The sequence below is a fragment of the Thermodesulfobacterium thermophilum DSM 1276 genome, from assembly GCF_000421605.1.
GTDB lineage: Bacteria > Desulfobacterota > Thermodesulfobacteria > Thermodesulfobacteriales > Thermodesulfobacteriaceae > Thermodesulfobacterium > Thermodesulfobacterium thermophilum.
This window is the reverse complement of sequence record NZ_ATXI01000008.1, coordinates 28,554-53,846: the sequence shown is the minus strand read 5'-3', so window position 1 is coordinate 53,846 and position 25,293 is coordinate 28,554. Positions and strand designations below refer to the sequence as shown.

General features: G+C 39.9%; 26 protein-coding genes. 1 reads left to right on the top strand and 25 read right to left on the bottom strand.

Going from position 1 to position 25,293, the window contains the following annotated elements:
- Positions 1-8: 8 nt before the first annotated feature.
- From rbr to ppsA, 25 genes are all read right to left on the bottom strand, one after another.
- Positions 9-584: a rubrerythrin gene (rbr, locus tag H529_RS0104980; protein WP_022855442.1), complete on the bottom strand. Its 576-nt coding sequence runs from the start codon at positions 582-584 to the stop codon at positions 9-11.
- Between the two features lie 213 nt (positions 585-797).
- Positions 798-3,074 (bottom strand): flagellar hook-basal body complex protein, encoded by a 2,277-nt coding sequence (locus H529_RS11215; RefSeq protein ID WP_022855441.1) that lies wholly within the window; start codon positions 3,072-3,074, stop codon positions 798-800.
- A gap of 34 nt (positions 3,075-3,108) precedes the next feature.
- The gene (locus H529_RS0104970; RefSeq protein ID WP_022855440.1) at positions 3,109-4,512 is read right to left on the bottom strand and encodes a flagellar hook protein FlgE; all 1,404 of its coding nucleotides are present in this window, start codon (positions 4,510-4,512) and stop codon (positions 3,109-3,111) included.
- A 3-nt stretch (positions 4,513-4,515) separates the two neighbouring features.
- Positions 4,516-5,196, bottom strand: a complete 681-nt coding sequence (locus H529_RS0104965) for a flagellar hook assembly protein FlgD (RefSeq protein ID WP_022855439.1) — start codon at positions 5,194-5,196, stop codon at positions 4,516-4,518.
- 14 nt (positions 5,197-5,210) lie between these two features.
- Entirely contained in the window at positions 5,211-6,851 is a 1,641-nt protein-coding gene (locus H529_RS0104960) for a flagellar hook-length control protein FliK (RefSeq protein WP_022855438.1), read from the bottom strand.
- Positions 6,852-7,029: 178 nt separating this feature from the next.
- Entirely contained in the window at positions 7,030-8,478 is a 1,449-nt protein-coding gene (locus H529_RS0104955) for an NADH-quinone oxidoreductase subunit N (RefSeq protein WP_022855437.1), read from the bottom strand.
- A gap of 14 nt (positions 8,479-8,492) precedes the next feature.
- On the bottom strand, positions 8,493-9,962 hold the full coding sequence (locus tag H529_RS0104950) for an NADH-quinone oxidoreductase subunit M (protein WP_022855436.1): 1,470 nt from the start codon (positions 9,960-9,962) through the stop codon (positions 8,493-8,495).
- A gap of 16 nt (positions 9,963-9,978) precedes the next feature.
- Positions 9,979-11,931 carry an NADH-quinone oxidoreductase subunit L gene (gene nuoL, locus H529_RS0104945; RefSeq protein WP_022855435.1) on the bottom strand — a complete coding sequence of 651 codons (1,953 nt, stop codon included), beginning with the start codon at positions 11,929-11,931 and terminating at the stop codon, positions 9,979-9,981.
- Positions 11,932-11,936: 5 nt separating this feature from the next.
- Positions 11,937-12,239: an NADH-quinone oxidoreductase subunit NuoK gene (gene nuoK, locus H529_RS0104940; protein ID WP_022855434.1), complete on the bottom strand. Its 303-nt coding sequence runs from the start codon at positions 12,237-12,239 to the stop codon at positions 11,937-11,939.
- Between the two features lie 6 nt (positions 12,240-12,245).
- Positions 12,246-12,788, bottom strand: a complete 543-nt coding sequence (locus H529_RS10210; protein ID WP_022855433.1) for an NADH-quinone oxidoreductase subunit J family protein — start codon at positions 12,786-12,788, stop codon at positions 12,246-12,248.
- A 1-nt stretch (position 12,789) separates the two neighbouring features.
- Positions 12,790-13,341, bottom strand: coding sequence for a NuoI/complex I 23 kDa subunit family protein (locus H529_RS10205; RefSeq protein ID WP_022855432.1), 552 nt, complete (start codon positions 13,339-13,341; stop codon positions 12,790-12,792).
- A gap of 13 nt (positions 13,342-13,354) precedes the next feature.
- Positions 13,355-14,335, bottom strand: coding sequence for an NADH-quinone oxidoreductase subunit NuoH (gene nuoH, locus H529_RS0104925; protein WP_022855431.1), 981 nt, complete (start codon positions 14,333-14,335; stop codon positions 13,355-13,357).
- Between the two features lie 9 nt (positions 14,336-14,344).
- Positions 14,345-15,574: an NADH-quinone oxidoreductase subunit D gene (locus tag H529_RS0104920; RefSeq protein ID WP_028843061.1), complete on the bottom strand. Its 1,230-nt coding sequence runs from the start codon at positions 15,572-15,574 to the stop codon at positions 14,345-14,347.
- 3 nt (positions 15,575-15,577) lie between these two features.
- Complete coding sequence (locus H529_RS10200) at positions 15,578-16,090, bottom strand: NADH-quinone oxidoreductase subunit C (protein ID WP_033396839.1); 513 nt, start codon at positions 16,088-16,090, stop codon at positions 15,578-15,580.
- Positions 16,091-16,093: 3 nt separating this feature from the next.
- Positions 16,094-16,609, bottom strand: coding sequence for an NADH-quinone oxidoreductase subunit B (locus H529_RS0104910; RefSeq protein WP_022855430.1), 516 nt, complete (start codon positions 16,607-16,609; stop codon positions 16,094-16,096).
- Positions 16,600-16,953 carry an NADH-quinone oxidoreductase subunit A gene (locus H529_RS0104905; RefSeq protein WP_022855429.1) on the bottom strand — a complete coding sequence of 118 codons (354 nt, stop codon included), beginning with the start codon at positions 16,951-16,953 and terminating at the stop codon, positions 16,600-16,602. The genes H529_RS0104910 and H529_RS0104905 overlap by 10 nt, the downstream gene beginning before the upstream one ends.
- Positions 16,954-17,382 (bottom strand): 4Fe-4S dicluster domain-containing protein, encoded by a 429-nt coding sequence (locus H529_RS0104900; protein ID WP_022855428.1) that lies wholly within the window; start codon positions 17,380-17,382, stop codon positions 16,954-16,956. It lies immediately after the preceding gene.
- 119 nt (positions 17,383-17,501) lie between these two features.
- On the bottom strand, positions 17,502-18,203 hold the full coding sequence (locus H529_RS0104895; protein ID WP_022855427.1) for a hypothetical protein: 702 nt from the start codon (positions 18,201-18,203) through the stop codon (positions 17,502-17,504).
- Positions 18,204-18,653 (bottom strand): CoA-binding protein, encoded by a 450-nt coding sequence (locus tag H529_RS0104890; RefSeq protein ID WP_022855426.1) that lies wholly within the window; start codon positions 18,651-18,653, stop codon positions 18,204-18,206.
- A 12-nt stretch (positions 18,654-18,665) separates the two neighbouring features.
- Complete coding sequence (gene tpiA, locus H529_RS0104885) at positions 18,666-19,427, bottom strand: triose-phosphate isomerase (protein WP_022855425.1); 762 nt, start codon at positions 19,425-19,427, stop codon at positions 18,666-18,668.
- Between the two features lie 23 nt (positions 19,428-19,450).
- The gene (locus H529_RS0104880) at positions 19,451-20,620 is read right to left on the bottom strand and encodes a phosphoglycerate kinase (RefSeq protein ID WP_022855424.1); all 1,170 of its coding nucleotides are present in this window, start codon (positions 20,618-20,620) and stop codon (positions 19,451-19,453) included.
- A 12-nt stretch (positions 20,621-20,632) separates the two neighbouring features.
- On the bottom strand, positions 20,633-21,109 hold the full coding sequence (gene ribH / locus H529_RS0104875) for a 6,7-dimethyl-8-ribityllumazine synthase (protein ID WP_022855423.1): 477 nt from the start codon (positions 21,107-21,109) through the stop codon (positions 20,633-20,635).
- A gap of 15 nt (positions 21,110-21,124) precedes the next feature.
- Complete coding sequence (locus H529_RS11835; RefSeq protein ID WP_022855422.1) at positions 21,125-21,454, bottom strand: FtsB family cell division protein; 330 nt, start codon at positions 21,452-21,454, stop codon at positions 21,125-21,127.
- A gap of 2 nt (positions 21,455-21,456) precedes the next feature.
- Positions 21,457-22,296, bottom strand: coding sequence for a hypothetical protein (locus H529_RS0104865; protein WP_022855421.1), 840 nt, complete (start codon positions 22,294-22,296; stop codon positions 21,457-21,459).
- Positions 22,293-24,728, bottom strand: a complete 2,436-nt coding sequence (gene ppsA / locus H529_RS0104860; protein WP_022855420.1) for a phosphoenolpyruvate synthase — start codon at positions 24,726-24,728, stop codon at positions 22,293-22,295. Before ppsA ends, H529_RS0104865 begins: the two co-directional genes overlap by 4 nt.
- 112 nt (positions 24,729-24,840) lie before the next feature.
- Between ppsA and smpB the strand changes: the two genes are divergently transcribed.
- Positions 24,841-25,290, top strand: a complete 450-nt coding sequence (gene smpB / locus H529_RS0104855) for an SsrA-binding protein SmpB (RefSeq protein ID WP_022855419.1) — start codon at positions 24,841-24,843, stop codon at positions 25,288-25,290.
- Positions 25,291-25,293 lie beyond the last annotated feature (3 nt).

The window sequence follows — 25,293 nt, the reverse complement described above, 5'->3', positions numbered from 1 at the left end:
AAAGATTTTTACCAGTTTTCACAGACTAATTCAAAGTAGGCTCTTGGGTGGTCGCAAGAAGGACACTTTTCAGGTGCTTCAAGTCCTCTGTGAATATAACCGCAGTTTCTGCATCTCCAGATGACTTCTATCTTTTTCTTGAAAACCGTTCCTTCCTTCAGGTTGTTGGCTAAAGCAAGGTATCTTTTTTCATGAAACTGCTCAGCTATAGCTATGGCTTCAAACACTCTGGCAATTTCCTCAAAACCCTCTTCTCTTGCGATCTTAGCAAAGGTAGGATACATTACTTTATATTCATAGTTTTCTCCACTTGCTGCATGAAGCAGGTTTTCAAGGGTATTTCCCAGTTTTCCTGCAGGAAACTTAGCGGTAATCTCTACCTCTCCTCCTTCTAAAAACTTATAAAGCCTTTTTGCATGTTCCTTTTCCTGGTTAGCAGTCTCCTCAAAGATAAAGGAAATCTGGTCAAATCCCTCTTTTTTAGCTATAGAGCTGTAAAAGGTATAACGGTTACGCGCCTGGGACTCTCCAGCAAAGGCAGTCAAAATGTTCTTTTCTGTCTGGGTGCCCTTTAGACTTTTCATACCTAACCTCCTTATTATTTTTTTTATTTAAAAATTATTATAAAGTATTTTCTCTAAAAGTCAAGACATCAATTTTTTAAATTATTTTTATAACCTTTGAGTCTTCACCTAACCGGTAGATAACTTTTATTTAGGAGATGTAAGGGGTGGATTAGAAAAAAGGAAAGATACCCTGGGAAGGCTAACTAACCCTTCCCAGGGAGAAACAAAAAATTATCTCTTAAGATTTATCAGTTCTTCAAGCATGGTATCTGAGACGGTGATGATACGGGAATCAGCCTGGAAGCCTCTCTGAAAGACAATCATTTTTACAAACTGTTCTCCCAGGTCTACGTTAGACTGTTCTATCGAGTTAGGAGCTATAGTTCCAAGGCCATTGCTACCTGGTTTTCCGGTTACAGGAGGTCCTGAGTGGGTGGTTTCTTTAAAGAGATTACCCCCTACTTTCTGCAGCCTTTCAGGAGCGTTAAAGTTTGCCAAAGAAACCATCCAGAGAGGAATAACCCTTCCGTTAGAGTAATTGCCGGTGATAATACCTTGGTTGTCTACAGTTATACTTTCCAAGGCACCTGGGCCAAAACCGTCTTGGTCGTAAAAAATGGTGGCATTAGAGGTTGCGTATTGCGTAGTTCTTACAGATTCAGACCTCCAGGAGTCTTTAAAAAAGTATCCAAAGTTTAACTCTATTTGCTGAAGGTCATTTCTTACAAGACCTTGATCTTGCGAGTTTGGTGGGTAAATATCATATGGAAAATCTATGCCCAAAAAGTCGGCTATCATAAGGGGGTAACCGTGTGAACCAAGGGCTGAAAATTTATCCACCGGGTCTGGAACAGGATTACCAGAGGTATCTACCACCTGAACTAAAGCCCCGGTGTTTGCATCCAAACGGTAGGTTTCATAAAACTTTTTTACATTTCCTTGGTTATCAAATTCAAGCCTACCATACATCAATACCCCTTTTAAACTCTTAGCCTGCACATTACCTGAGGGTATTTGAAGCTGTTGAGTAATCGTTCCTTCTTCGTACTGCCACTGCATAGGAAGGGTGTCTTTGGTAAAATCTCTTGCGTCTTCATTAGGGTTACAAGCCACCAAAAATTCGTAAACGTTATCTTTGGTGGTAGGGTTATAATAAACCGTAATCTCATGAGGAGTCCCAAGGGAATCATACACAGTAAGGGTTGTTCTGTAAGAATAGGCGGTAGAAGGTATAGGAACATCCTGTCTTGCATCCCAGTATGAAAGAAGGGTATCAGTTTCCTGTAAGGTAAACACTGTAGCAGTTGGTGTACCACCGCTATACCCTAAGTTAGACCAGTCTAAGTTGATCCTTTGAGTGGTTCCATCAAGAAAGAAGAAAATGTTCGTTTCATCAGAGTTGTCACCTTTTACAAGGAGGGTCCCTGTCTCTTGAGTAGGGTCATCAGGATTAGTTGCAGGGGTTGCAGCAGGGTTTTCAAAAACCCTATAGTCCCACCTGCCATCGGTGCTGTCATACCTTATATACACACGTAGCTTCCTTTGCGTTCCGTTAGCATCTATTACCTGAGGATCAGTAGGAGCAATAAAGTCTATGTATTCCCAGGTATCTGGATCTACATCACCTGACAATTCTATCATTCCTGTTCTTCCTGGCATCTTAATGTCGTTAGCACCGTTTACATGGGTAACTCCACTCCAGTCTAAACTTATTAGCTCTTTGGTAGAGGGGAGTTCAAAAGAGGCTCTAGTTGAGGTGCTGTCTGTAGAACTGACTATAGTCTGGTTTGTTTCCAAGTTATAGATTTCATAGGCCCATTTTTGGGTGGCTGCGTTATATCCAAGTCTTATTCCTATCTTATTGTCTTTACCATCTACGTCCCTTATTACTACCTCATAATAGCCTGCGTTAGGGAAATAAGTATAGTTTCCGTCTGAAGGGTCGTCGTATAGATTTCCGCTTAAAAAAATAAGCTTAGTTCTTGTTTCCTCTCTTGCATCTAAGTTTGTGATAACATCTATCTTAGAAGTCTTAACCGGAGGAGAAGAGCGGTCTATTTGAATGTCGGTGATAGCACCGGTTATGTCTCCGGTTACCTCATCTATCCTCCATCCTTGCACCCTTAACCCACCTGCATTAACTAAATATCCTGTTTTATCTATCACAAACTGTCCGTCTCTGGTGTAAAACACATTTCCTGTACTTTTAGGGTCTTTTACGATAAAAAACCCTGATCCGGCTATAGCCATATCAGTTGGGTTGGCTGTTGATTCAAAAGACCCTTGATTAAAAAGAGAATAAAGTGCCTGAATACTTGCTCCTCTTCCAAGTTGTCCTGAGCCAGCCCCGGTATTGATACTTTGAGACATAACATCACTAAAAGAGATCCTGGCACCTTTAAACGCGGTAGTATTTAAATTAGAAACATTGTCTCCGATTACGCTCATACCATGTCCAAGGGCCCTCAACCCACTTGTTCCTGTAAACAAGGCATCGGTCAAACCCATATCAACACCCCCTTTATATTTTTATCGGATTTTTTTATCGTTTACTTAAGAAATCTTCTAACATCTGGTCTGCGGTGGTTATCACCCTGGTATTACTTTGGAAAGCCCTCTGCAAGGTAATTAAACTCACCATCTCAGAAGCTAAATCTACGTTTGAGTTTTCGAGGGCTCCAGAAAGAAGCCTTCCCCTTTCAAAAACCCCGGGAGAAAAGATAAAAGGCTGAGCCCCTTCTCTTGCCATAAAAAGTCCATTTCCTACCTTAATCAAATTTTCTTCATACCCAGAAAAGTCTGCTAAGAAAATCTTTGAAACCTCTATGTTTTTGTTGTTGGTATACCAGGCAACCACCTTACCTTCTTCGGTAATCACCTCTATCTTGTCAAATACCCCTACTGGATAACCATCTTGGTTAAAGTACATCTGAGCAAAAGGGTTAGCCTGAAGTTTACTGGGATTGGCAGATCTCGTTATACTTCCGTCTGGTTCTACCCTGAAACCAAGGTTTAAGGTTATGGTTTGGGTAGCACCTCCTATGTTTACCTGAAACTGTGGTCTTCCAAGAGTGGTTAAATCCATCGGTGGGTCAACTGTGGGGTCAAAGGAAGAAGGGTTGGTTATCTCCCAAAAATTAGCCCCCACTATATCTCCGTTACCTCCAAAAGATAGCCTTCCATACAAAAATGCCCCTTGATATTTCCCTGAACCTCTTCCGTCTAAGGTGGGGTCTTCCAGGGCAAACAAAAGCTCATATTCATTAAGATTTGAAGTGCGGTCTACATAAAGCTTAAAGTTAGTCTTGTTCCCAAAGGAATCATAACCATAAAAATCAAAGACATAATCAAACTTCTGATTTTCTATTATGTTAGAAGAGGTTGCATCATAACTTTGCCAAAGTGGATCGTCTATAGGTTCAACAGGTTTGGTGCTATCAAAGATAAGCTGAAGGTCTATGTTAGATGTGCTTTTAGGAGGCATAACCTTAGGGATAAGATATGGTTTAAGATTGGTTAAATCGGCTGAAGTTGCATCTGGATCTGAACCCAAAAGGTAAAGTCCCATACTGTTTTGTAAGGCCAAGTGTTGTTCGTCTACCTGGTTAACAAAAAACTGTCCATCCCGAGTAAAAAAAATATTTCCCTTTTGGTCTGAGACCACAAAGAAGCCCTTACCAGAGATGGCAAGGTCAGTTGGAGAATCTGTGGTTACGATAGCCCCTTGGTTAAAAAGCGTTCTTATAGCCTTTACGTTACTTCCCAAACCTTTTTCTCTTCTAAAGGTTTCTGCATAAGCTTCTACCAGGGCATTGGCAAACTCATACCTACTTCCTTTAAACCCGGTGGTGTTAAGGTTAGAGATGTTGTCTGCAGAAACATTCATTCCCATAGAAGTGGTTAACACCCCGCTATATCCTATATACATGGCACCAAAAAGTCCCATTTCTTAACCTCCTATCAATTCTTTGATGTCAGAAAGGTTAATTTCCTGGACCCCGTTTATCACAAGCCTGTTTTCTTCCCCTAACTTAGCTCCTGTAACTTTAGCTACCATCGTTGGTTTTACCGAATTGACCGTTTTACCATCAAAAAGGAGGATAGAAAAGGTATAGTTACCATCAGGCACAGAGTTTCCTGCCTGATCCTTTCCATCCCATTCTATCTTATAGATCCCTTCTTTAAGGTCTGTAAGGGTTATCTTTTTTACCAGATTACCTTTAGAATCCCTTATAACTATTTCTCCTCCGGTGACAAACCCCTCAACCTTAAACTCACCCCCTAAAAACTGACCTTGCTCTACCCTTCCTATGTTTGAATCTACCTTTACCTTTTTATCTACCAAACTTGAGACATAGGTAAGATTAAGGTTTTTACCAAGGTCAACCAAACTCTTTAAGGTGTCGTTTATGTTAAAAAGCTGGTCTACCTGATTGAACAAAGCAAGTTGAATAGCCATATCGTTGTTTTCAAGAGGTTTCATAGGGTCTTGATACTGAAGTTGAGTAACAAAAAGTTTTATAAAATCATCTTTTTGTAAAACTTTTTTAGGTGTTCTCTGGGTATTCTGAGAAGAGCTGTTTACTGAACTAATGGTAGAACTATTGGTGTTAACCGGGGTGGTAGCCATAACCTTTTTCCTCCTTAAACGATAAAATAATGTTTTCCCTTTAGGTTTTTGAACCCTTTCTCAGGGGGTAAAATATTAGGATCTTGACTTTGTGCTTCTAAACCGGTTTTTAACCCCTTAGGCCCCTCTCTTTTCTCTCCAGATCCACCTGCAAACCCCTGATAACCCCAGTTAAGCTGGGTCTGGAAATCTTTAAGAGAGAGCCCAAGTTCTTTTAAACTTTCTTTTATGGTTTCAACGTTATTTTGAAGTTCACGAAAGGCCTCCTCTTTCTCCACCCTGGCTACGATGATTACCTCTTTTTCTTTAACCTTAATCTCTAAATCAAGACCTCCTAAATGGGGAGGTTCAAGCCTTACATAAGCCTTCTTTTCTCCTTCTGGAAGGACCTCTGCCGAAAACCTCTTCACAAACTCAAAAAACTGAGGAGACATCTTATCTCCTTCTAAGAACTTTACAGTCTCTATGTTTACCATGTGCTGATCCTCAGTCTTTAGGTGAGACACTTGATGGTAAAAAAATTGAAACCGTGTTAACTCTCCCTGCCCTTCTTGAAAAACTCCCTGTTTTTCCTTTGATAAGGAGATACCCTCAGCTAAAAAAGTCCCTTTTTCTTTAATCCTTTCAAAATATTTTTCAAACATCCCAACACTTTTATCTGAAACCTCTTGAGGACCTGAAGGCTTAGTAGATAATCCCTTAATCACCTCAAACGGGGCTTCAGCCAAGTTCAAACCCTTTACTTCTGCATTTCTCTCCCCTAAAATAGTCTGTTGTTCAGACAATCTTTCTCTTAACTTATTAAACAAACTATCGACAACCTGATTATTGGTTATAAAACCTTCCTTTAAACGTGCCTCAGCTTGATTTACAACCTCTAACAACCTTGGATTTAACCCTAAAAAGTTTTTATCAGAAAAAACCTCGGTCTTTAATCTTTCTTCAAGTTTTTGTATCAAGTTCTGAAAAGATAAACCATCCTTTCCCTCTAAAACTGTTTGTAATTTTTGTCCTTGGAGTAAATTTTGCTCTTCCTCCGTAACAGGTAGATCAATTTTTATCTTAAAAAACGAATAAGCCCAAAGAGACGTCATCTCTTCGTTAGACTGAAATCCATTTTCTATCTTATGGTTTAGCCAGGTTAGAAAATCAGTTTTAAGGTCAGGTAAAGATAAAAGTTTGTTCAATTCTTCATAAACCCTAAGTTTTTCTGAGGGATTAATTAAAAATCTATCCAAAAGTTCTCCCAACGCCTTTTGGTTTAGATTTAACCCAAAAACCTCTGTTAATCCTTCTTTAGATATGGATTGAATAACTCCATCCAAGTTAATACCTGTCCTATCAACCAAATATCCCCAAAACAAAAAACTCCACACACCTTGCAGGTCCTCATCTTGAGCTTGGTCTTTTTGAAAAATCTTAGTGTGAGACAGACCTTCAGTTTGTGTTCCTTTAGTCTGTATTAAACCCTGAACTTGGTCTGCGTTTATACCCTGAGAACTCAACAGCTGAGAAGAAGGATCTCCGTTAGAAAGCAAATAAAGAAGGATAACTTGTAGAAAGTTAAATTCCTGATTAATCTCTCCTGAAATACCCCCATTAGATAAAAAAAGGTTGCCACAGGAACAATTATTTGAATTTAAATTTATCTTCATCTTAGCTCCCCTCAAGGCTTTTTTAATTTAAAATCAAAAAGTGTGCCTAAATTTGAAAACTTAGGCTTTGGCAAAACTTAAGAAAAATGAAAGGTTAGCCGAAAAGGAGTTAGATCAGGGCAGGAAAAATTAGTCCTGTTTATTGATAAAGAGAAGGGAAAAGATTTCCTAAAGGTGTTTAGTATGGATAAAAAAGAAAGGTAAGATAAAGATAAAGGGTTCTGTAAACCATGTCTACCCAAGGTTTGGGGTAGATACCGATCAAAAGGGTAAGAAAAGCGGTTATACTCACAGGGAACCAAACCCCAGGTTCCCAACGGTAGGAAAAGGTTTCCTCAGTTTTTTCCATGTAGATAAACTTTAAAACCCTAAGATAAGGATAAGCCCCTATCACTGAAAAAAGAACAGCTAAGATAGCTACCCAGATATATCCTGACTTAACCAAACCGATAAAAAGATAAAATTTTCCCATAAAACCTGCTGTCGGAGGAATCCCTGCTAAAGCAAACATAAAAATCAAGGTTAAAAAACTAAGCCCAGGGGAGATTTGGCTCAAGCCTGACAGTTTAGGTATATAAAGAAGATCCTTTTGGTAGTTGGCCAAAAACACCGCTATACTAAACATTCCTATGGTCATGATAAGATAAACCCAAAGGTAAAAAATCGTAAAGCTATAGCCTATCAGGTCTCCAGTAATCAGGCCTAAACCAGCATAACCTGCATGTGCAATAGAGGAAAAGGCAAGCATCCTTATCAGATGGTCTTGCTTGATAGCAAGCACATTTCCGATAAGAATGGTTAACAAAACCACAGGAATAAGTATTTGCCCTATCTTGGCTTTTAAAGGAATAAAGGCTACCATAAGCAACTTTATCAGACAGGCTATAACCACAAACTTGATTATGGAGGCGATAAAGGAGGTTATAGGCAAGGGTGCGCTTTCATAAGCATCAGGAGCCCACATATGAAAAGGCACAAAGGACATCTTCACCGAAAAACCTGCCAAAATAAACAAAAATCCTAACAGCACATAGGTTAACTCTGCCTTACCAAACAGACTTTGGGCAATCTGCATAAAAAACAAAGATCCGGTAGCACTATAAACCAACCCCATACCCAAAAGTAAAAATACCGACCCCATAGCTCCAGCCAGGAAGTATTTAAAAGAACCTTCTAAGGATTTACGCTGTTGGGCAAAGTTTAACGCTATCAAAAGGTATACAGGGAAACTCATCAGCTCCATCGAAAGATACATGGTGATCAAATCCATAGAAGAAAGCATCAAAAAAGCACCTATCAGAGAAAGGATCAAAAACCCATAATACTCCCCGTAGTTAAGCTGTGAATGATAGGTAAGATAGTTCTTAGAAAGGATAACAACCAAAAAGGCACCAAACAAAACGATAAACTTAAAGACTATCGAGAAAAAATCGTTTTGATAACTTAACGTAAACCCTCCAAAAGGCGAGATTAAAAGCACACCACTTGCTATCAAAAGAGACAAAAGGGTTAACCAAAAGGCATATCCTTTGTTTTTAAAAAATCTATCAAAAAGAAAAATAAAACAACCTACTAGCAAAAGAAGAATCTCAGAAAGTATCACTCCAAAGTTAAGCTCTATGGTCATAATTGTAAGCCTCCTTAAAACCTTAGGTTATTAAGTAAATGCTCGATAGAGGTGGTCATGTAGTCTAAGAAGAGTTTAGGATAAAGCCCTATCAAGAACACCAGAACCAACATAGGCAGCAAGGATAAAAATTCGTTAACCCTTAAAGGTGCTAACCCTTCTATATTAGGATTTACCCTTTCAAAAAATACCCGCTGGTAAAGCCAAAGCATATAACCTGCCCCGATGATAAGACCTAAGGCAGCGAACACAACCAAGAGTTTGTTGGTAAAGAAAGTCCCTAAAAGGATCAGAAACTCCCCGATAAAACCGTTGGTTCCTGGAAGGCCGATCGAGGCTAACGTAAAAATCATAAAAAAGGTAGCATAAACAGGCATGACAGAGGCAAGCCCTCCATAATAGCTTATCGCACGGCTATGAGTACGGTCATAAACAATGCCTACACACATAAACAAAGCACCGGTTACGATTCCATGGTTAATCATCTGTAAGATAGCTCCTTTCATAGCTATAGGATTAAAGGCAAAAATTCCCAGGGTTACAAAACCCATATGACTAACCGAGCTATAGGCAATAAGCCTTTTTAAGTCATCCTGAGCAAGACAGGCCAAACCTCCGTAGATGATAGCTATCACCGAAAGTAAAAGTAATAACGGAGCAAACTCCTGGGCTGCATGAGGAAACATGGGTAACCCGAACCTTAGAAAACCGTATGCCCCAAGCTTAATCAAAATACCAGCTAAGATAACAGACCCAGCGGTAGGAGCTTCAGTGTGAGCATCAGGTAACCAGGTATGAACAGGCCACATAGGAATTTTTATCGCAAAGGCAAGGGCAAACCCTAAAAACAAAAGTTTCTCAGTCAAACCCCCAAGAGGAACCCCTAAAAGCTTGGTGTAATCAAAAGTTCCAAATTTAAGGAAAAGATAGATAATGGCAATCAGCATAAAAACTGACCCAAAAAAGGTATAGAGAAAGAACTTAAGGGTTGAATAGATCCTTCTTGGTCCTCCCCAAATCCCTATGATAAGATACATCGGAATAAGCATCGCCTCCCAAAATACATAAAAAAGAAGCAGGTCAAGGGCACAAAGGGTCCCTACAATCGCTATGTTGGTAAAAAGGAGAGCTAAATAAAACTCCCTGACCTTTTCCTTGATGGAATCCCAGGAAATGGTGATACAAAGTAAGGTGGTAAGGGTAGTAAGAGGTATAAAAAGGATGCTTATACCGTCTACCCCAAGAAAATAATAACTGTTTAAAGAGTCTATCCAGAGTCTCTTTTCTACAAACTGAAACCCAGGATTTTGAAAATCAAAGGAAAATAGAAGTAAAACCGACAAACCAAAGTCTATCAACATCGTAAAAAGTGCTATGCATTTGGCTGTATATTCAAATCTTTTTCCTAAAAGAAAAATCGGTAAAGCCCCTAATAAAGGGAGCCATAATATTACCGAAAGTAGATTGTTTTGTAAAAACTCCATAAACCTTCCTCCGCTTCTATCTTAGGCAAAAATACAAAATAAAATAAAGAATAAGACCTACCAAGATAAAAGTATTGTAATGGTTAACAATTCCTGAGTGCACCGTCCTTAAACCTGAGCCTGCAAGACTTATAAGTTTGGCTGTGCCGTTGATAATCCCTTCTATCAAAATACCGTCTGAAATCTTAGTAACCATCCATTTAGCTGTCCATAAGGTAGAACGTACAAAAAGTAAATCATACACCTCGTCAAAATACCATTTAGCATATAAAAATCTGTAGACTGAAGGAAGGTTTTGGGATAACCAAAACTGAAGGCTTGGTCTTTTAAGGTAGACTATCCAGGCTAAAAGGATACCCAAAAAGGCTGCCATAACAGAAAGTCCCATCAAAAGATACTCAGTCTGGTGTTCCATGGGCAGGGTCTTTGGGTGTCCAAGAACCGACTCTAAAAAGTTTAAAAATACAGGGTTTCCTCCTAAGGAATGAGGAACTCCTAACCAACCTGCAAAAACAGCCCCTATACTTATCAAACAAAGAGGAATAACCATCGTCCTTGGGGACTCATGAGGATGGAAATCCTTTCTTCCCTTATATTCTCCAAAGAACACCCGAAACACTAACCTGAAGGTATAAAAAGCTGTTAAAAACGCCACCAAAAGCCCTGTAACCCAAACCAACTTACCCCAGGGATACTGAGAGAAATAGGCCATCGCAAGTATTTCGTCTTTACTAAAAAATCCAGAAAGCCCTGGGAAACCAGCCAAGGCTAATGCACCTATCATAAAGGTAACAAATGTATAGGGCATATACTTTCTTAATCCACCCATCTGCCTTATGTCGTTGGTATGAACCGCATGGATCACGCTACCAGCCCCAAGGAAAAGCAGAGCTTTAAAATAGGCATGGGTAAAGAGGTGAAAAATACCTGCAGCAAAAGCCCCTACTCCACAGGCCATAAACATGTATCCCAATTGAGACATGGTAGAGTAAGCGATGATCCTTTTGATATCAAACCTGGTAGGGGCGATGGTTGCTGCCATAAAACAGGTAAAAGCCCCTACGAAAGCTACCATAGCCATGGCATAAGAAGAAAGCTCAAAAAGGCCATGGAGCCTTGCTACCATAAAGACCCCTGCGGTAACCATCGTAGCCGCATGGATTAGCGCAGAAACAGGGGTTGGACCTTCCATCGCATCAGGAAGCCAGGTATGAAGCGGAACCTGTGCGCTTTTACCCATAGCCCCGCAAAAAAGCAAAAAGGCTATCAGAAAAGGTACATGGACTTCTAAACCTAAAAAGTCTATATATTTTTCAGACAAAAGAGGGAGTTTAGAAAAGAGGTCGTGATAATAAAGAGTTCCGGTAAAATAAAACAAAGCAAACACCCCAAGGGCAAAACCAAAATCACCTACCCTGTTAACGATAAAAGCTTTTTTGGCTGCGTTGGCTGCACTTTTTTTCTCATACCAGAAACCAATCAAAAGATAAGAACAAAGCCCTACTGCCTCCCACCCTAAATAAAGTTGAACCACGTTGTTGGAAAGAACCAGCATCAGCATACTAAACGTGAAAAGAGAGATGTAAGAAAAAAATCGATAATACCCAGGGTCTCCATACATGTAGCCGATAGAGTAAACATGAATAAGAAAGGATAACGAAAGCACCATCGTGGTCATTACTATAGAAAGAGGGTCAACCAAAAAACCTAACCCTACCTTCAAGTTTGAAGCAGAAATCCAGGTATAAAGGTCAAAATCAAAAATCTTTCCTGAAAGCACCTCAAACAAAACCTTTAAAGAGATCAGAAAACTTATGAAAATAGCTAAAACTGGAATCTGATGTGCCTTTTCCTGTAAATATTTCTTCCCAAAGATAAGGGTAAAAAGGCTACCTAAAAGGGGTATAAAGGGGATAAGAAAAACCCAGAGGTTAAAATGGGTAATCAACTCATAAGGATGTTCTGCCATAAAAACTACCCCTTGTAATGGTTTATTTCGTCTGTATAAACGGTTTTAAGTTTTTTGTAGATCAATATAGCTAAGGTCAATCCGATCGCAGCCTCAGCCGCAGCCATCGCTATGATAAAAAATACCATCACATAACCAGTTATGTCTTTTTTAAAATAAGAAAGTGCGGCAAAAAGGATGATGATGGCGTTAAGCATAATCTCTATGGAAACCAAAACTACTATCAAGTTTCTTCTCATCAAGAAACCAAAAAGTCCTATCAGAAAAAGGACCGATGATAGGATTAAATATGCCTCAAAAGGTACCATTTTTTACTAAGCCTCCTCTGTAGTTTTAACTTTTCTTACCAAAAAGACCGCCCCTAAAACCGCTACCAGCAATATCACTCCTATAATCTCAAAAGGCAAAAGATAGTAGTTAAAAAGATAATGGGCTATCCACCAAAGGTTGTCTTTTTCCAGAGGATTAAAGGGTAAGACTGCCTGTTCAAATTTTTTGGCTCCGTATATCAAGTAAAGATTAACCCCCATAAAACCTAAAAACAGCAAGAAAACCAAACTACAGAGGCAAAAACGTTTAACAAAGATGCTGTGTTTTGTCTCTTTTCTCAGGTTTATCAGGTAAACCACAAACAAAAACAGGACCAGCACCGCCCCTGCGTATACAATCAGCTGTACAGCCATCAAAAACTCAGAGCCAAGGGTTAAAAGCAAAAAAGCCTGATGTACCACCATTACCAAAACGAGAAGCACGGTGTGTACTGGATTTTTCGAGAAAACCGCAAGCACACTTGAAACCACCATCGCAAAAGCCAGATACCCAAAAATAAGGCTGTTAAGATCTATGCCTAATCCCATTTTAAACCCCTTTAGCCTTTCTTTTTACTATAGAGAAAAATCCCTCTGGGATACCCTTAGGTTTCCAGAATGGATTAAAGTAAGGCCTTTCAGCTTTAGCGATAAACTCGTCCCAGTTTTTAAGCAACCTTTCCTGGTCAAAATAAAGGTCCTCTCTGTTTTCGCCTACATACTGATAAAACTCTGTAAGCACCAAGGCATTTACCGGACAAACCTCTACACAATACCCACAATACACACATCTTGAAGCATCTATCGCATACTCAGCTAACTGTCTTTTCCTCTTTCCTTCCTCTTCTATCTCTACAGTTTTGATGTAGATGCATCTTGAAGGGCAAACCCTTTCGCACCTATGGCAAGCCACACAGATAGGTCCCTGGGTAAGTTCACTTCTAACCAAAGCATGTCTTCCTCTAAATCCTGGATAAGGTTGAGGGATTACCTTGTCGTAGCATTCTATGGTAACAGGCTTTTCAAACAGTAATTTTTTAACGGTTAAGGCTAATCCCTTTAAAATTTCTATCAAAAAAAGCTTTTCAAACAGGCTTTTCACCTTCCATTTCCTCCTAAAAAATCAGTTTTATCAAGGCTGTTAAAAACAGGTTTATCAAACCAAGAGGAATAAGCACCTTCCATCCAAGGTCCATAAGTTGGTCATAACGATATCTTGGAAGGGTAGCCCTTATCCAGATGTAAAAGAAAAGTAAGGCATAAACCTTTACCACAAACCAGAAAAAGGGAACATAAGGAACCTCAAAAGGCCCTGCCCAACCACCTAAGAAACAAGTAACTGCAAGGGCACTCATCACAAGCATTCCAAAATATTCTGCCAGATAAAAAAGGGCAAACCTCATACCTGAATATTCTACAAAATACCCTGCAACAAGCTCTGTCTCTGCCTCAGGCAAATCAAAGGGAGTGCGATTACACTCAGCTACCGCTGAGATGATAAAAACAAAAAAGCCAATCAGCTGAGGAATAAGATAAACCTTAAAAGGTGAGTTTATCTGAGCTCTTACGATATCTCCAAGGTTAAGGGACCCTGCCATCAAAACCACGCTTAAAAGGGCAAGGCTCATCGCTATCTCATAGCTTATCACCTGAGCACTGGCCCTAAGCCCTCCTAAAAAGGCATACCTTGAGTTAGAAGCCCATCCTGATAGTATAACTCCATAGGCACTTAAAGAGCTTAAAGCCAAAATAAACAAAAGACCTACGTTTATGTTGCTTATCACAAAATTTTCCCAAAGAGGCACCAACGCTATCCCTGTTCCAGCACAAACCAGAGAGATAAAAGGGGCGATATAAAATACAGGCTTATCTACCTGAGCAGGAATGATATCTTCCTTGGTAAGCAGCTTTAACATGTCAGCTATGGGTTGTAAAAGCCCTCTTGGTCCTACCCTGTTAGGTCCAAGCCTTTGTTGCATCCTGGCAATGATCTTTCTTTCTGCGTAGGTAAGATAAGCTACGTGTAAAAGGCTTACTATAAGCAGGATCACCGTTCCTGCCAAAAACCAAAACAGATTGGACCAAAGGTCTTCCATATATCCTCCTTACCTGTCAGAATCCCCTAAAACTATGTCAAGGGTCCCTATAATGGCTACCAGATCAGCAATCATATGCCCTTTTGTCATATGAGGAATGGCAGAGATATGTACAAAAGAGGGAGTCCTGATCCTAAGCCTCCAGGGTCTACTTGAACCATCACTTACCACATAAACCGAAAGCTCACCCTTAGGGGATTCTATAGAGGCAAAGGCCTCCCCTACAGGGACGATTTCTTTTTCCTTTGGTTTAAACATAACCCCAAGCTTGGGATGGGGTTGAGCAGAAACCTCTCTCACCTTTTCTGGCATAAGAAGGTCAGGAGAATTTTCAGCTAACACAAGCTCTCCTTCAGTTTCAGAAAGCTTGTCTAAACACTGTTTAATGATCCAGTTAGACTGACGAAGCTCTATCATCCTTACTTTATAACGATCATAGGTATCTCCATTTTGTCCTACAGGAACCTCAAACTCTACCTCAGAGTAAGCATCATAGGGTCTAAATTTTCTTACATCATAGGAAACACCAGATCCTCTTAAACAAGGACCGGTAAGCCCTAAGTTAAAAGCCTCTTCAGCAGAAACCACCGCTATGTTCTTGGTTCGTTTAAGCCAGATACGGTTGGTATCGATTAAGGTCTCGTAGTCGGTAATCCTTTTAGGAAACTCCTCTACAAACCGATAGAGTTCCTCTATAACCTCAGGCTCAAAATCTCTTCTTACCCCACCCACCCTAACGTAGGTATGGGTGAGCCTTGCCCCACAAATCCTTTCATAGATGTTTAACAACCATTCTCTGTCCCTAAAACAGTAAAGAAAAACCGTCATCGCACCTATATCAAGGGCATGGGTTGCAAGCCAGAGCAAATGGCTACATATCCTTGCCATCTCTGAAACGATCGTCCTTATCAGCTTAGCCCTTCTTGGCACCTCAAGCTTGAAGAGTTTTTCAAAGGCAAGGGCAAAGGCTACGTTGTTTGCCGCAGAAGAAATATAGTCTAACCGGTCACTCAAAACGATGGTCTGGTTGTAGTTAAGATTTTCTGCAAGTTTTTCTATTCCTCTATGAAGATAACCGATGATAGGGTCGCAGTTAACGATGGTTTCCCCCTCTAACTCAAGGAAAAGGCGTAAAACCCCGTGAGTAGAAGGGTGCTGAGGCCCCATGTTCAGGTAAAAAGGCTCCTCCCAGCTGTCTTTGCCTTTCTGTTTTTTATTAACCTCTAAAACTAAAGACATCCTTTAGCCTCTCCTCTTATACTTTTCTACCAAAACCTTGTATGGTTCCCAATCCTCTTCCTCTGAGAAAAGAGGATAGTCCTTTCTTAAAGGATATCCCTTCCAGTCTTCAGGCATAAGCACCCTTCTTAAGTCAGGATGACCTTTAAAAACTATCCCAAACATATCAAAACACTCTCTCTCAAACCAGTTAGCCTCCTTCCACAGAGAGGTGATAGAATACTGCCAGGGATCCTCTTCTGGAACCCTAACCTTTAACCTTAAAAGTTTTCTTTCATCTAAATTAAAAACATGATAAACCACCTCAAACCTTTCCTCAAAGGTCTTAGGTTTGTATCCTAAGTAGTCAACCCCACAAAGGTCTATCAGATGGATAAAACCTTTTTCTTGTTTAAGCCAGGCTATAAGGTCTAAAAAACCTTCTCTATTGCAAACCACCACTTCTCCGTCAACTTCCTGAAAACCTTCTTTCACTACCTCTGGGAACTTAGTCTTTAACTCTTCATAAAGTGCCATACACTATCTCCAGTAACCCCATCTTTTAGTCTCTTTTTTTATTTTTTCCTGGAGTTGCAATAAAGCATAGATCAAGGCTTCAGGACGGGGAGGGCAACCAGGGAGATAGAGGTCTACCGGTAAAAACTGGTCTACCCCCTGAGCTACCGCATAGGTTTTAAAAATTCCACCAGAGCAGGCACAACTTCCCATGGCAATCACATATTTAGGCTCTGGCATCTGGTCATAAACCCTTCTTACGATCGGAGCCATCTTTTTGGTTACCGTACCTGCTACTATCAAAAGGTCTGCCTGACGAGGGGTAGCTCTAAAGATTATCCCATACCGGTCAAGGTCATAGTGACTGGCTCCAGTTGCCATCATCTCTATGGCACAGCAGGCAAGCCCAAAGGTAAGAGGCCACAAAGACCCTGCTCTTGCCCAGTTTATCACTTTGTCTATAGTAGTCACCACTACAGGGGCTCCAGGAACCTGTCTTACTCCAGGTGCTATCTCTATGGTAGATTTTTCTACTCCCATTTTAAAGCTCCTTCTCTCCAGGCATAGACATAGGCTACCAACAACAAAAACACAAAAACTGCTATTTCTACAAAACCAAACCAACCAAGGTCTTCAAAAACTACTGCCCAGGGATAAAGAAAAACCAACTCAACATCAAAAACCAAAAAAATCACAGCTATCAGGTAAAATTTCACCTTAAGGGGTATTCTTGCATCCCAAGAAACATCTATACCACATTCATAGGGCTTAAACTTAGCAGAGTTAAACCTTTTTAAAGCCAAAAAATTGTTAGCTATCACCAATAAAGCCCCAAGAAGGAAAAGCAAAAAACCAAACAAAAAAATCCCTTGATATCCACTCATTTATTTTTCTTCCTCCTTAGGTTTAGGAGTTTCTTTAACTAGCTCTAAAGCCTGATTAGGACAAGCCTCTACACAATAAGGTAAAAGACCTGCCTTTACCCTTTCTAAACAAAGGTCACATTTGTTAATCCTGCCTGTTTTTTTGTTAAACTTAGGGACACCAAACGGGCAAGCCTCCTCACAGTTTCTGCATCCCACACAAAGCTCTGGATAAAGCCTTACCACCTCTCCTTCTCTTTCTATAGCACCTACAGGACACACCGACGCACATTGAGGCCTTTTACACTGAAGACAAGAAAAATAATAAAACTTGCCATCTACCTCATAAACAGCACAATTACTTAACCCTTCATGATTTTCTGCACAAGCCTTAACACATTCCCCACAACCAGAACAACGTTCAGGATAATGCTTTATCTTGTATTTCATCTATAACCTCTCTTTAACCAGGAATAACTTGTTAGCTTTATCCTTAAATCTCTAATCTCTGCTACCCCTTTTTAAACTGCTTGTTAAATATTTCACATATCTTAAAAAAACTTTTAACCTTAAACCTTAATTACCAAGATGTCTTCATACTCGCTATTTTGCACCAGTCTACACTGTTCATAGAAACACATGAAAAGAAGAGCAAGAAAATAACAAACCACTCTTAACACATCGAGATCTCTGGTTTTTAGGAAATCTTTAAAATAAAAAGAAGGATTTTGTTGTAAAAACTGATAGACCTCATCTATGTAATCGTCTATCGAAACCTGTGGCAGCCTTTCTAAGACTTCTGTTTTAAGGGTTTCCCGTTGAAGCACCCTAAGAAGAGCCTGTAAAAGAAGATTGAAAGCCTGTTGACTTTCTGGACTGTTTGAAATTTCATCTGAAGACAGTTGAACCTCTGAACTTTTAGGTAAAAAAACTTTATCTTCGAGAACCCGGTCTAAGGGAATAAGGTTATAGTAGTGAAACTGTCTTTTTATTGAAATCTCTTCCTCAGGATAAGATTCCTCAGAAGGTTGAGGTTCCTCCTGAGGACGTGTGTTTAACAAAAAACAGCTTTTCCAGTAAAGGGCTTCAGAAAGTTTAACTATAAGCTCTAAAAATAAACCAGAAAAAAGCTTGGGAAGAGGGACGGTTGATAGGAGTGCCACAAATTCTGAAAGATTATACTTTAAAACCTCCTGTTTGTTTTTGGTAAAAACTTTCCTGAATTGCTCTAAGTCTGTGTATACTTCTACCTCGCGGAAGCCTTCTGTCATCTACTGGCCTTTCTTTTTGCCTATCATATGGACTTTTTTAAAACATTTATTCATCACTACCTTTATCCCGTGGGCCTCAGCAAGTTTTTTAGCTTCTTCGTTAATCACCCCCTCTTGCATCCAGATCACCTTAGGTTTTAAAGCCAATGCCTCTTCTACTATCGGTAAAACCATCTCAGGCTTTCTAAAAATAATCACTACCTCAGGATAAAGCTCTTCAGGGAGTTGAGATAAAGAAGGATATACCTTTTTCCCAAGGATTTCTTCCCTTACCGGGTTTATAGGGACTACTTCAAAACCTTCTTTTAGTAGATATTCCATTACCTGATAGCTTGGGCGTTCTGGATTATGACTTGCCCCTACTATGGCCAATCTTTTGTATTTCTTAGGTATTTCTAAAATCTCGTAAGAAAGGTCGGTATAATCGGGTAAACTACACTGTTCTGTCATGGCCCTTTCTCCTTAAAGGGCTACAGCGCAAATCTTTAAAAATTTCTCAGGGTCTAAAGAAGCTCCACCTACCAACACCCCATCTATGTTAGGTTGCTTGATAAGGCTTTCTATGTTTTCAGGGGTTACACTTCCTCCATAAAGGATTCTTATGGTTTCTGCCTTCTCTTTTCCATAAAGACCTGAAAGAAAATCTCTGATAAAACCATGGACTTCTTCAGCCTGTTCAGGGGTTGCGGTAATGCCTGTTCCTATAGCCCAAACAGGTTCATAGGCTATCACCAGATCCCTTTCCCCAACCTCTTTAATCCCGCTTAAACCTGCCTCTATTTGCGATTTTATTACCTCTAAGGTTTTATTCTGCTGTCTTTCTTCGAGAGTTTCTCCTACACAAAGAACAGGGGTCAACCCAAAACGAAAAATACCTTCTGCTCTTTTTCCTACCAGCTCATTGGTTTCTCCGAAAACATGTCTTCTTTCTGAATGACCTACTATCACATACTCAACCCCTAAATCCTTAAGCATCAAAGGGGATATTTCTCCGGTAAAAGCACCTTTTTCCTCCCAACAGGCATTTTGAGCACCTAACTTGATAGGTGAACCATCAGTCAGTTTTCTTGAGTAAGCTAATGCTGTAAAAGGTGGAGCTATCATTATTTCTTTGGCTGAAAGGTCTATTGTTTCTAAGTCTTTAAGAAACTTCTCAAAATAGGCCTTTACTTCAGACAAAGTTTTGTGCATCTTCCAGTTTCCAGCTAAAAGAACCTTTTTCATAAATCTAACCCCTTTTTTCAACGTTACTTCGTTAAAGCTAAAATTCCTGGCAGGTCTTTTCCTTCTAAATACTCTAAAAAGGCCCCACCTGCGGTAGAAACATAGGAAAATCCTGTTTCTACGCAGGCATATTTTATGGCAGAAAGGGTATCTCCTCCCCCTGCTATGGTGGTACAGGTAAGAGAGGCAATCTTTCTGGCTATCTCGACAGTTCCATAGTCAAAAGGTGGTTTTTCAAAATAACCTAAGGGCCCGTTCCACACCACAGTTTTAGCTCCATCAAGACTCCTGCAGAAAAGTTTTACCGTCTCCTTTCCTATGTCAAACACCTTATCTTCTTTAACGATTTCCCTTAAGCCCTTAGCTAAAACCTGTCCGTTGTTTTCAACCACTACATCTACCGGTAAATAAATTTTAACCTCCTTTTCCTTAGCTTCTTTAAGAATTTCCTTTGCCACCTCTATGTATTCTTCTTCTACAAAAGAATCTCCTACAGAATACCCTTTGGCTGCAAGAAAGGTGTTGGCCATCGCCCCACCGATGATAAGCTTGTCAAGCTTGTTAAGTAAGCTCTTTAAAACCCCTATTTTGGTGGAAACCTTACTTCCTCCTACTACCGCATAAAAGGGTCTTTCAGGCTTTCCCACAATCTTCGAAAGGTATTTCAGTTCCTTTTCCATCTGTAACCCTATCCCCTTTTCTTTAACTAGAAGAGGTACTCCTACAACGGAGGCATGTGCCCTGTGTGAGACAGAAAAGGCATCGTTAATGTAGATGTCTGCAAACTTGGCTAAAGCCTTGGCAAAATCAGGGTCGTTTTTGGTTTCTCCCTCGTAAAATCTTATGTTTTCTAAAAGCAAAATCTCCCCTTCTTTCAGGTTTTCGAGTTCTTTTTCTGCCTCAGGACTCAAAAAATCCTCTAAAAACTTGACCTCTCTGTCTTTAAAAACCGTTTTCAGATATTCATAAACAGGCCTTAAAGAAAATTCAGGCACTCTTTTTCCCTTAGGTCTTCCTAAATGAGAACAAAGGATAACCTTACCATAGGAATGCAACACATGGGTAATGGTAGAAAGGCTTTCTACTATACGAGTATCGTCTAAAATTTTGCCGTTTTCTAAAGGGACGTTAAAATCAACCCTTATAAAAACCTTTTTACCTTTAAGGTCAAAATCCCTTAAGGTTTTAAGCATGGCTCCTTCCCCTTAAACCTGGTTTATCTTTTTTAAAAGGTTTATCATCTCAAGGGCACTTAGGGCAGCCTCAGCCCCTTTATTACCGGCTTTGGTGCCAGCTCTTTCTATCGCCTGCTCTATCGTGTCTGTAGTAAGGATACCAAAGATAATAGGGATTTCTGTTTCTAACATCACATGAGCTACACCTTTTGAAGCCTCTGCGGCTACGTATTCAAAATGAGGGGTAGCCCCTCTTATGATAGCCCCTAAACAAAGGACTGCGTCAAACTTCTGGGTCTTTGCAAGCTTTTTAGCCACAAGAGGAATTTCAAAAGCCCCTGGCACCCAGGCTACATAGATATTTTCCTCTTTTACCTTGTGTCTTTTTAGCACATCTAATGCACCTTCTAAAAGTTTTTGGGTAATAAACACGTTAAAACGGCTGATCACTATACCTACTTTGACGTCTTCTCCCTCAAAAAACCCCTCTAAAACTTTATAGTTCATAAAAAGCCCCCTTGATTAAGGTTTTTTTTCTCCCTTTGCCTGAGGAGAAGAATAGATGATGATTTTTTCTCCTTCTTTTATGTATCCATATTTAGTCCGTAAGATCTCTTCATAAGGCTCATCAGAAGAGGTTAACCTTTTAATTTCACCTTCATAATATACATTTTCTCTTTTGACTCGTTCCACCTCTTCCATCTCCTTTTTGATTAAAAAATTTAGCGTTAAAAAAACAGCACATGTAAGGCCTAAAAAAATCAAAAGTAAGGTAAAAAAAACCTTCTTAAACCTGCTCTTTTTTTTCTTAGCATAAGGTCTTATATAAATTTGAGGACCTTTCTTCCTCATCGCTAAAACCATTGCCAGGGTGATGGCTGTGGTTGGGTCTGCGGTTGCATCAAGGATTGAGGTTGAGGTTGAATTTGAGGTTGAGGTTTGGAAAAAGCCGGATTAACGGTATACGCCTCTTTCTGAGGAGTTTTTAAAGACGTCTGAGGGTTTACCTCTAAAGGTTGATGAGAAACCACCACCCCAGGAGGAGGGGGAGGGGGAGGGATGGGAATGCTTATTTTAAACTCACTTTCTTTAGCAAAAAGGTTAGACATCCAGTCTGACAACTTTTCAAATGGGTTTAACTTACTAAAAAAAGATTTCTTTTCTTTTATTATCTGAACGTTATACTCTTTTGTCTCGGATAGATTCTTAGGTAAAGGAGTAATTCCTCCCGCAGGAGTACTAACCTGAGACTGAGAAGGTCCAGAAAAAGAAGTAAAGGTTTGAGGCTGAGGACTACCCTCAACCAAAACCCTTTTTATCTCTTCCAAGTAAACGGCTATCTTAGAAAAAAGTTGATCTCTTGCTACCTTTTCTTCTTTAGCCCAAACCTCTTTAGGGGTCGGGCTTACGCTATCAAGCTTTAGTTTTAATGCTACCTGTTCTTTCTCGACCTTTATCTCTGAGGAAAGGAGATAGTCTAATCCAGATAACGTTCGTCCATCTTCTAACGACACGGTTTTTACCTTAGAAGGCACCCACAGCCTGTGATAAATATGGTTTTGTAAAGCTTCTCTTAAATAACCGTATTCTGCAGGTGCCTCAAGTTTTAAGGGTAATATACCTACATTTATTTCTGCCCAGGCAAAACTACAAAAAACAAAAAACCAAAAAAAGATAACCCTTAAAATTTTCACTTTTTCTTTTTTAACTCCTTTTCTTTCTCAGCAACCAAAAGCCTGGTTTTAATTACAGTATCTGGGGAAAGGCTCATAGAATCGATCCCACATTCTACCAAAAACGCAGCAAAATCAGGAAAATCACTGGGTGCCTGTCCACAGATTCCGACCTTTCTTCCGAACTTATGGGCAGTTTCAATAAGCTGTTTTATTAAAATTTTGATGGCTGGGTTTCTTTCGTCATAGATGTGGGACACTAACTCTGAGTCTCTGTCTAATCCCAAGGTAAGCTGGGTTAAATCGTTAGACCCTATCGAAAAACCGTCAAAAATCTTGGCAAATTCTTCTGCCAAGATAACGTTGCTTGGTATTTCAGCCATCACATATATCTCTAACCCGTTTTCTCCCTGTTTAAGCCCATATTTTTCCATCACCTTAATAACCCTTTCCCCTTCTTCTACCGTCCTGCAGAAGGGCACCATAACTTTGATGTTGGTAAGCCCCATTTCGTCTCTGGCCTTCTTGATAGCCTTGCACTCTAAAGCAAAGGCAGGTTCAAACTTAGGGTCATAATACCTTGAAGCCCCTCTCCAACCTAACATCGGGTTATGCTCTACTGGCTCATAGAGATATCCTCCCACCAGGTTAGCATATTCATTGGTCTTAAAATCTGAAAGTCTCACGATAACATCCTTAGGATAAAAGGCAGCACCTATCATCGCTATACCTTGAGCCAGTTTATCTACATAAAAATCCGCTTTATCGGTATAGTTATAGGCTCTTTCTTCGATCACAGCTACTACCTTTTCGATTTCCTTATCTTTTTTAGCCTCTTCCTTAAGCTTTTCATAGTTAAGCAAAGCCAGAGGATGGATCCCTATATGAGACCCGATGATAAACTCTATACGAGCAAGACCTACTCCATCGTTTGGTATCTGTGCCTGAGCAAAGGCTTGTTCAGGGATACCTACGTTCATCATGATTTTGGTCCTGGTTTCAGGGAGTTTCTCAAGGTCTATCCTTTCAACTTCATAGTCTACCAACCCTTCTAAAACTCTTCCTATCTCTCCTTGAGAACAATCAACGGTAATTTTATCTCCGGTGTTGATAAGTTTGGTAGCATTTTCTGTACCCACAATACAGGGTATTCCCAATTCTCGAGAAACTATGGCTGCATGGCAGGTTCTTCCGCCTCTATCGGTAATGATGGCAGAGGCCTTTTTCATGATAGGTTCCCAATCAGGGTCTGTCATCTCAGTTACCAAGATCTCCCCTGGTTTAAAATTTGCAATTTCGTTTAAGCTAAGGATCACTCGAGCTTTTCCTTGCCCTATCTTGCTACCTACAGCCTTACCGGTGCAGATAACCTTCCCTTCTCCTTTAAGTTTATAGACTTCATAATATTTATACTCCTTAATGGCGTGCACTGTTTCAGGTCTTGCCTGAACGATAAAAATCTCTCCTGTACCGATAGTTTTTCCATCTCCGTCTTTAGCCCACTCTATATCCATAGGCCTTCCATAGTGCTCTTCAATAATCATCGCCCATTTGGCAAGTTTTAAAATTTCTTCATCAGAAAGCACAAAGCTTAATCTTTCGTCTTTGGTGGTTTTAACTGTCTTAACCGGATGTTTTGGGTCCTCTCCATAAACCATCTTAAGGTGTTTCGAACCTAACTTTTTAGAAAGGATAGGACGAAACCCCTGTTTAAGGGTAGGCTTAAAAACATAATATTCATCAGGGGTGACCTTACCCTGAACCAAGGCTTCTCCTAATCCCCAGGTGCCTGTGATGTAGACCACATCTCTAAAACCGGTTTCTGTATCTAAGGTAAACATAACTCCTGAACAAGCGGCATCACTTCTTACCATCTTTTGTATGGCTACTGAGATATAAACAGAAAAATGATCAAACCCTTTATCCTCTCTGTAGGAAATGGCTCTGTCGGTAAAAAGAGAGGCAAAACACTTTTGGACATATTTTACGACATTATCTACCCCTCTGATGTTAAGAAAGGTCTCTTGCTGTCCGGCAAAAGAGGCATCTGGTAAATCTTCGGCAGTCGCAGAAGACCTGACAGCCACATCGGTATTCTTGCCATATCTTTTCTCAAGCTCAGCATAGGACTCTCTTATAGCAGCCTCAAGTTTCTCTGGCATTTTAGCCTTAAGAAGAAGGGTCCTGATCTTCTTACCTCTTTTTTGTAGATCTAACACGTCATGAGTATCAAGCCCTTTTAAAATTTCTTTTATCTTATCGTCTAAATGGTTTTCTTTTATAAAATATCGATATGCCTCTGCGGTTACTGCAAAACCATAAGGCACTTTAATCCCTTTTTCTGTAAGTTTTGAATACATCTCTCCCAAAGAAGCATTTTTACCACCAACCAAAGGAATGTCATCTTTGGAAATCTGATCAAACCATAGAATTAAAGGTTTCTGAGCACTCATGACAAACCCCCGTTAATTGATCTTTAACAACCTTTACTAACCCTTTACAAGGATATTAGCAAAATTATTTATCTTGTCAAGGCAAACTATTTGTGTTAATTTAGTAAAACATATGAAGGTAGTGTGCACCAACAAAAAAGCCTATCATCTATACAACATTGAAGAAACCTATGAAGCTGGGATCCAGCTTTATGGATGTGAAGTAAAATCATTAAGATTAGGTAGGGCTAACCTTAACGACAGTTTTGCCAGGGTTGTCAACGGAGAGGTCTTTCTCTATAACATGCACATAAGCCCCTATCCTCACAGCAGAGAAGCTCAAAACCTTGACCCTACCCGCACAAGAAAACTTTTACTTAAAAAATCCGAAATCAAAAGGTTGGCAGGAAAGGTACAGGAAAGAGGTTATACCCTTATTCCTACCAAAGTCTACTTTAACGAAAGAGGATTGGCTAAGGTAGAGTTAGCCTTAGCTAAAGGTAAAAAAGTCTACGACCGCAGAGAAGACATCAAAAAAAGAGATCTTGAACGAGAACTTTCAAGAAAATATAAAATAAAATAAAAG

Excerpts from the sequence above, each read along its gene's own strand:
- rbr (WP_022855442.1), bottom strand. The coding sequence starts at position 584 with ATGAAAAGTCTAAAGGGCACCCAGACAGAAAAGAACATTTTGACTGCC.
- H529_RS11215 (WP_022855441.1), bottom strand. The coding sequence starts at position 3,074 with ATGGGTTTGACCGATGCCTTGTTTACAGGAACAAGTGGGTTGAGGGCC.
- H529_RS0104970 (WP_022855440.1), bottom strand. The coding sequence starts at position 4,512 with ATGGGACTTTTTGGTGCCATGTATATAGGATATAGCGGGGTGTTAACC.
- H529_RS0104965 (WP_022855439.1), bottom strand. The coding sequence starts at position 5,196 with ATGGCTACCACCCCGGTTAACACCAATAGTTCTACCATTAGTTCAGTA.
- H529_RS0104960 (WP_022855438.1), bottom strand. The coding sequence starts at position 6,851 with ATGAAGATAAATTTAAATTCAAATAATTGTTCCTGTGGCAACCTTTTT.
- H529_RS0104955 (WP_022855437.1), bottom strand. The coding sequence starts at position 8,478 with ATGACCATAGAGCTTAACTTTGGAGTGATACTTTCTGAGATTCTTCTT.
- H529_RS0104950 (WP_022855436.1), bottom strand. The coding sequence starts at position 9,962 with ATGGAGTTTTTACAAAACAATCTACTTTCGGTAATATTATGGCTCCCT.
- nuoL (WP_022855435.1), bottom strand. The coding sequence starts at position 11,931 with ATGGCAGAACATCCTTATGAGTTGATTACCCATTTTAACCTCTGGGTT.
- nuoK (WP_022855434.1), bottom strand. The coding sequence starts at position 12,239 with ATGGTACCTTTTGAGGCATATTTAATCCTATCATCGGTCCTTTTTCTG.
- H529_RS10210 (WP_022855433.1), bottom strand. The coding sequence starts at position 12,788 with ATGGGATTAGGCATAGATCTTAACAGCCTTATTTTTGGGTATCTGGCT.
- nuoH (WP_022855431.1), bottom strand. The coding sequence starts at position 14,335 with ATGGAAGACCTTTGGTCCAATCTGTTTTGGTTTTTGGCAGGAACGGTG.
- H529_RS0104920 (WP_028843061.1), bottom strand. The coding sequence starts at position 15,574 with ATGTCTTTAGTTTTAGAGGTTAATAAAAAACAGAAAGGCAAAGACAGC.
- H529_RS10200 (WP_033396839.1), bottom strand. The coding sequence starts at position 16,090 with ATGGCACTTTATGAAGAGTTAAAGACTAAGTTCCCAGAGGTAGTGAAA.
- H529_RS0104910 (WP_022855430.1), bottom strand. The coding sequence starts at position 16,609 with ATGGGAGTAGAAAAATCTACCATAGAGATAGCACCTGGAGTAAGACAG.
- H529_RS0104905 (WP_022855429.1), bottom strand. The coding sequence starts at position 16,953 with ATGAGTGGATATCAAGGGATTTTTTTGTTTGGTTTTTTGCTTTTCCTT.
- H529_RS0104900 (WP_022855428.1), bottom strand. The coding sequence starts at position 17,382 with ATGAAATACAAGATAAAGCATTATCCTGAACGTTGTTCTGGTTGTGGG.
- H529_RS0104895 (WP_022855427.1), bottom strand. The coding sequence starts at position 18,203 with ATGACAGAAGGCTTCCGCGAGGTAGAAGTATACACAGACTTAGAGCAA.
- H529_RS0104890 (WP_022855426.1), bottom strand. The coding sequence starts at position 18,653 with ATGACAGAACAGTGTAGTTTACCCGATTATACCGACCTTTCTTACGAG.
- tpiA (WP_022855425.1), bottom strand. The coding sequence starts at position 19,427 with ATGAAAAAGGTTCTTTTAGCTGGAAACTGGAAGATGCACAAAACTTTG.
- H529_RS0104880 (WP_022855424.1), bottom strand. The coding sequence starts at position 20,620 with ATGCTTAAAACCTTAAGGGATTTTGACCTTAAAGGTAAAAAGGTTTTT.
- ribH (WP_022855423.1), bottom strand. The coding sequence starts at position 21,109 with ATGAACTATAAAGTTTTAGAGGGGTTTTTTGAGGGAGAAGACGTCAAA.
- H529_RS11835 (WP_022855422.1), bottom strand. The coding sequence starts at position 21,454 with ATGAGGAAGAAAGGTCCTCAAATTTATATAAGACCTTATGCTAAGAAA.
- ppsA (WP_022855420.1), bottom strand. The coding sequence starts at position 24,728 with ATGAGTGCTCAGAAACCTTTAATTCTATGGTTTGATCAGATTTCCAAA.
- smpB (WP_022855419.1), top strand. The coding sequence starts at position 24,841 with ATGAAGGTAGTGTGCACCAACAAAAAAGCCTATCATCTATACAACATT.